Source organism: Mesorhizobium sp. M5C.F.Ca.IN.020.29.1.1 (assembly GCF_003997375.1).
Classification (GTDB): domain Bacteria; phylum Pseudomonadota; class Alphaproteobacteria; order Rhizobiales; family Rhizobiaceae; genus Mesorhizobium; species Mesorhizobium wenxiniae.
Map to the genome: position 1 here is coordinate 1 of NZ_RZSW01000705.1, position 2,593 is coordinate 2,593.

The 2,593-nt window shown below is 61.3% G+C and carries 2 protein-coding genes; both read left to right on the forward strand.

Annotated elements, in window-relative coordinates:
• The first annotated feature begins 236 nt into the window (after window positions 1-236).
• A complete protein-coding gene (gene mdh, locus EOA85_RS32390; RefSeq protein ID WP_095520073.1) occupies window positions 237-1,205 on the forward strand; it encodes a malate dehydrogenase in 969 nt (322 codons plus the stop codon).
• 31 nt (window positions 1,206-1,236) lie between these two features.
• Window positions 1,237-2,430, forward strand: coding sequence for an ADP-forming succinate--CoA ligase subunit beta (gene sucC / locus EOA85_RS32395; RefSeq protein WP_127212438.1), 1,194 nt, complete (start codon window positions 1,237-1,239; stop codon window positions 2,428-2,430).
• Window positions 2,431-2,593 lie beyond the last annotated feature (163 nt).

Sequence of the window (2,593 nt, forward strand, 5' to 3'; positions counted from 1 at the left end):
GTAAAATCTCCCAAGTCGGCTTATAAACTTTTACGTTTACGTAAATCCCAATCGATCTAACCGATTGAAATAACTCACTCCGAAATAATCGTTTGAATATTTTGTGCGCCGGGGCTATTGGGTGCGGCGAAATCTTTGCGGCTTCCCCGCAGCATTCCGGCCTCCTTCCTCGACGCCGTCATCAAATTCGTGAAGGATTTGGGCGCCGTCACAGTCTAAAGGGAAAACCTCCTGACATGGCACGCAACAAGATAGCGCTTATCGGCTCGGGCATGATCGGCGGCACGCTCGCCCACATGATCGGCCTCAAGGATCTCGGCGACGTTGTGCTGTTCGATATCGCCGAGGGCATCCCGCAAGGCAAGGGGCTGGATATCGCGCAGTCGTCGCCGGTCGATGGGTTCGATTCCAGGCTGACCGGCGTCAACGATTACGCCGGCATCGAGGGAGCCGACGTCTGCATCGTCACCGCCGGCGTGCCGCGTAAGCCCGGCATGAGCCGCGACGACCTTCTCGGGATCAACCTGAAGGTCATGGAGCAGGTTGGCGCGGGTCTCAAGAAATACGCGCCGAAAGCCTTTGTCATCTGCATCACCAACCCGCTCGACGCCATGGTCTGGGCGCTGCAGAAGTTTTCCGGACTGCCGAAGAGCCATGTCGTCGGCATGGCCGGCGTGCTGGACAGTTCGCGCTTCCGCTATTTCCTGGCCGAGGAATTCAAGGTCTCGGTCGAGGATGTCACCGCCTTCGTGCTCGGCGGCCATGGCGATTCCATGGTGCCGATGATCCGCTATTCGACGGTCGCCGGCATCCCGCTGCCCGACCTCGTCAAGATGGGCTGGACCTCGAAGGAAAAGCTCGACCAGATCGTGCAGCGCACCCGCGACGGCGGCGCCGAGATCGTCGGCCTGCTCAAGACCGGTTCGGCCTTCTATGCGCCGGCCGCCTCGGCGATCTCGATGGCCGAGGCCTATCTCAAGGACAAGAAGCGCGTGCTGCCCTGTGCTGCGCATCTCTCCGGCCAGTATGGTGTCAAGAACACCTATGTCGGCGTGCCGGTGGTGATCGGTGCCGGCGGCGTAGAGCGCATCATCGAGATCGAGCTCAGCAAGCCCGAGCAGAAGATGTTCGACAGTTCGGTGGCGGCGGTGCAGGGCCTGTGCGAGGCCTGCGTCAAGATCGCTCCGCATCTCGCCGCCAAGTGACCCGCCGCCAAGTGACCTGGAGACAACGCGCATGAACATCCATGAATATCAGGGCAAGGCGCTGCTGAAGGGCTTTGGAGCACCGGTGGCCGAAGGCGTGCCGGTGTTCGAGGCAAGCGAAGCGGAAGCCGCCGCCAAAGCGCTGCCCGGCCCGCTCTATGTGGTGAAGAGCCAGATCCATGCCGGCGGCCGCGGCAAGGGCAAGTTTAGGGAGCTCGGCCCCGACGCCAAGGGTGGTGTCAGGCTGGCGAAGTCGGTGGCCGACGTCGTTGCCAACGCCAACGAGATGCTCGGCCACACGCTGGTCACCAAGCAGACCGGCCCGGCGGGCAAGCAGGTCAACCGCCTATACATCGAGGACGGCGCCGACATCGACCGCGAGCTCTACCTGTCGCTGCTGGTCGACCGCTCCGTCGGCCGCATCGCGTTCGTCGTCTCGACCGAGGGCGGCATGGACATCGAGGCGGTCGCCCATGACACGCCGGAAAAGATCATCACCGTCACCATCGACCCGGAAAAGGGTGTGACGGCGGACGATTTGAAAGAACTCAACGGCGCGCTGAAGCTCGATGGCGAGGCCGCCAAAGACGGCGAGACGCTGTTCCCGATCCTCTACAAAGCCTTTCTCGAGAAGGACATGAGCCTGCTCGAGGTCAACCCGCTGATCGTCATGAAGAACGGCCGGCTGCGCGTGCTCGACGCAAAAGTGTCGTTCGACAACAACGCGTTGTTTCGCCATCCCGACGTGATGGAGTTGCGCGACATCACCGAGGAGGACGAGAAGGAGATCGAGGCGTCGAAATACGACCTCGCCTATGTCGCGCTCGACGGCAATATCGGCTGCATGGTCAATGGCGCCGGCCTCGCCATGGCGACGATGGACATCATCAAGCTCTATGGCGCCGAACCCGCCAACTTCCTCGATGTCGGCGGCGGTGCGTCGAAGGAGAAGGTGACGGCCGCGTTCAAGATCATCACCAAGGATCCGGCGGTCAAAGGCATCCTGATCAACATCTTCGGCGGCATCATGAAGTGCGACATCATCGCCGAGGGCGTGATCGCAGCAGTCAAGGAAGTCGGCCTGCAAGTGCCGCTGGTGGTGCGGCTCGAAGGCACCAATGCCGAGCTCGGCAAGAATATCATCAACGACAGCGGGCTCAACGTCGTCTCGGCCGACGACCTCGACGACGCTGCCAAGAAAATCGTGGCGGCGGTGAAGGGCTGATCTGGTGCCTCCGCACAAGATAAATCTGGTCGAGGCGGCGGATCAGAAGATCAAAAAGGTCTTCGATCCGCATATCGCCGGCGACGTCAACGACGCCCAGGTCAAGATCGCCAAGTTTGGCGATGTCTTCGACTGGCATGCGCATGACAATGAGGACGAAGCG